Annotated in this window: 4 protein-coding genes; 2 read left to right on the top strand and 2 right to left on the bottom strand. The window is 34.9% G+C overall.

What is annotated here, in order from left to right; genetic code table 11:
* Both AC3OCB_RS02525 and AC3OCB_RS02530 read left to right on the top strand, forming a co-directional pair.
* A partial coding sequence (locus tag AC3OCB_RS02525) for an ABC transporter ATP-binding protein (RefSeq protein WP_498340627.1) occupies positions 1-696 on the top strand: 696 nt, incomplete at its 5' end.
* Positions 677-1,390, top strand: coding sequence for an ABC transporter permease (locus AC3OCB_RS02530; RefSeq protein ID WP_498340628.1), 714 nt, complete (start codon positions 677-679; stop codon positions 1,388-1,390). The genes AC3OCB_RS02525 and AC3OCB_RS02530, both read left to right, overlap by 20 nt.
* A gap of 286 nt (positions 1,391-1,676) precedes the next feature.
* Here AC3OCB_RS02530 and AC3OCB_RS02535 read toward each other — a convergent pair whose 3' ends face one another.
* Together AC3OCB_RS02535 and AC3OCB_RS02540 are read right to left on the bottom strand one after the other, a co-directional pair.
* Positions 1,677-2,939 carry a spermine/spermidine synthase domain-containing protein gene (locus AC3OCB_RS02535; RefSeq protein WP_498340629.1) on the bottom strand — a complete coding sequence of 421 codons (1,263 nt, stop codon included), beginning with the start codon at positions 2,937-2,939 and terminating at the stop codon, positions 1,677-1,679.
* A gap of 123 nt (positions 2,940-3,062) precedes the next feature.
* A partial coding sequence (locus tag AC3OCB_RS02540; protein WP_498340630.1) for a sulfur oxygenase reductase family protein occupies positions 3,063-3,470 on the bottom strand: 408 nt, incomplete at its 5' end.

Consider the following 3,470-nt stretch of genomic DNA (forward strand, 5'->3'; position numbering starts at 1 on the left):
CAAATTTACGGTGAACTAACCCCCACTAGAGGTGAAATAAAAGTTTTTGGAAAGAAACCAACAGACAGACACATAAAGAAAATGATGGGGGTTGTACCGCAAGAGGATGAACCCTGGGAAGATCTCACAGTTTCGGGTAACATTTATTACTTGGGTAAAATCAAGGGGATGGAGAAAAATGACATCATACAGAGAGGAGAAGAGCTACTAGATCTCCTTGGTTTAAAAGAGAAAAGAAACAGTCTAGGCAGAGACTTATCTGGTGGATTAAAGAGAAGAACGCTAATAGCAATGGCTTTGATAAACAATCCCAAGCTAGTTATTCTCGATGAGCCAACAACTGGTTTAGATCCACAAGCTAGGAGAGATGTTTGGAAAATTTTGCTAGACATGAAAAAAGAAGGGCAAAGCATGTTGCTTACGACACACTACCTAGATGAGGCTGAAAAATTAGCTGACCGTATTTACTTCATTTACAGAAAAGTTATAATTGAAGGGACTACAGCAGAGATTAAGGAGAAGTTTGCAGATTGGTATGAAGTTACTGATTACTCAACGGGGAATGTTTATAGAGTGAAGGGAGAAGAAGAAGTAAGGAGAGTGCTCTCAGATATAAAGGGAAAATTTGAAGTTAGGATTCCAAGCTTAGAAGAAATTTACTTGCAGGTGATGAAGGATGTTGAAAGAGTTAGCTGACCTTGTTATGCTACAGCTTAAAACCACTAAGGCTTATATATTAGCTTTCTTAACTATTTCAATACTTAACCCAATAGCACTTGTGTTTGTTTTTGGCATAATTTCCATGAAAGAGTTTGCTCCTTACATTATTGCTGGTACAGTAACTTATGAAGTTTCGACAGGGATTATGACTACTGTTATTCGAAGTATAGGTTATGAAAAGTCAAACGGCAGGTTCTCTTTAATGATAGCTTCCGGAATTACTAAAGAGATTTTTGCAATTAGTGTTGCATTAAGTGGAGGTTTATTATATATACTATCGATTGTATTCATCTTACTTGTGGGCGTTTATTCCCTCCACTTGCAAGTTGTATCAATTCCTTACCTTATTGTCGGTGTTGTTGCCTCAATCTTTATGGCTTCTATGTTTGGAATGGCTTTAGGTTTATTGATAAAGAGCTATAGCGCTGCAATTCAATACTCGTCAGTTATAAGCTTAATTTTGACTTTCTTTGCCCCTGTTTATTTCCCAATAACTTTAATACCATTGCCTTTCCGTTATTTAGCTTACCTTGAACCAACTACCTACGTATCCCAATCAGTTTATAATGCATTTGTAGGGAATCCAGTATCGCTTTTATGGAGCTTAGGGATAGTGATAATTGGCGTTATTTTCATAATCATAAGCAGGTATACGATAAAAAATGTGTAAACTATCTGTTGTCTCTATCTTTTTATATATGTATTTCTTTATTATTTTCTGAAAATATCCTTTTACTAACAGTTCCGTGTTTGATTATAACGAGTAACTTCAATTTTTGAATTAACACTAATAAAACATTTCCTGCTCGCTTTTCAGAGTTAGACCATAAAGAGCTAATAAACAGTTTTAGAGAGTACTTAGCGCTTTATACTAAATTTGCTCAAAACAGCCTATTTGTCTTATTCCGATTATGTTTTTGCATAAGCAGTGATAATACTTCCTCTGACTCTGAATCCTAAAAAATTGCTGTTGATAATTGTTTTGTTTCTATCTTTTCTCCTCCCTCACTCAACAGTTTATAGTTACTTTTATAGAATGTAGTGTCAACCTTTATCCTTATTTTCCTACTTTCATATAAAATGTATATCGAGGGCACAATAATTATAAGAGGTAGAAAGACAGCAAGCATAAATGGCTCAGTCATTAAAATTGCTACAGTTCCAATTATACCTTCAATGGTAAATCCAATAAGCAAATGTTTAACATAGTTATAAACTTTAGCTTCTGTAAAAGAGTAAACACCATCAACTGTAGCTAACAAATACCTTTTGTTTGTAACAGCTAAATAACCCTTTTCTATGTCATCAGCTTCACCCATGTCCCCTAAGACTATTTCTCTTTTGATAACTCTAACTCTTGAGCTCTTGACCACTTTCTCGTCATCGTATAATTTTACTGAAAAGAAATAATCTTGTTTTATGGGGTTTGAGTCAGTTATGATTTCAGCTTCCCTATAGTTGTAATAAGTATCAAAGAGTTGTGTGTGAAAACTTGAATTATAGACTTTTGTTTGTAAAGGAGGGACATAAGTTACTGTTGTAGGATCACGGTAATCCGAAGCTATAACAAATCCAACTTTACCCATTGACGGTATATCAACACAATAAGGCTTTACAAGGGGGAAGATTGAAGCTAAAGTGCGATAAATTCTAGCAAAAGTCAAGCTTTCACATTCTGAGTCTCTACTTACAAGAACTCCATCAGTTTTTAGCTTCTGCCTAGCAATCAAATAAAACTCCTTAGTGAAAAGTTTAGATACACTTTCATCAACTTCTAGATCAATAGTATCTATTATTATCACGTCGTATTTCTTATCTGTCCTTTCTAAAAACTCTCTTCCATCATCTATAAAGACGTTAACTCTTTTGTCTGAAAAAGCATTTAAGTTTAAGTCTTTTAACTTCCCTCTTCCAAGGTTGATAAGTTCGTCATTGTCAACTACATCAACACTTTCAACAGAACTCCATTTTAATACCTCTCTTAAAGCTAAACCGTCACCTCCACCAATTATTAAAACGTCTCTTGGATAACCGTGAGTTGTCATTGCCGGGTGAACTAAACTTTCGTGATATAAGTATTCATCAGATTCAGCAAACTTTACGTGATCGTAAATAAGTAACACTCTACCATATTTTGGGAATTTATGAAGGATTAAACGGGGATCGTGAGGACCAAAGCCCAATTTATCAAGGATGGAAGATGAACTCCTCTTTTCCACATTTAAAATTCAGAATTTTTCCGTTTATAAATATATCTAACGAGATACTTAAGAGTTATAATAATCTTAAAACTAATGCTTACCGCTCTATTAAAATAGAAAAACAGCAAAAGAAATAATAACTTACAAATGATATTCGTTTAGATATTCTCTCCAGTATGTTCCTTCCATCATTGGGTTTAATACTCTTATATACGGACCGAATACAAGCGTGTCTAATACTTTGTCATGAAGTTGTCTTACCTCTGGGTAAATCAACACTCTGCCTATTCCGAACATTAATGCATCTGTGTTACTCCATTCGGTGTGTATTATGTATCTCTGTGGTTTATTCCTAAATTCTGGTGCTTCATATATCGTTACTGGTTCTGGTACATCCATTCCGTTTGCAGTCTCTAGTATCTGGTGAAATCCTTTTGCGTTTAGTTGAAGACTCCCAAGTGGTGACACTCCAATCTCTTTCAGTATCATTGCTCCAAGGAACCCTGGAGCTGCTTTGAATGCTTGTAGAACTTTTATTGCATTTTCCTC

It is taken from the genome of Sulfurisphaera sp. (assembly GCF_059755235.1).

Coding starts and splice junctions, on each gene's coding strand:
- AC3OCB_RS02530 (WP_498340628.1), top strand. CDS start 677: ATGTTGAAAGAGTTAGCTGACCTTGTTATGCTACAGCTTAAAACCACT.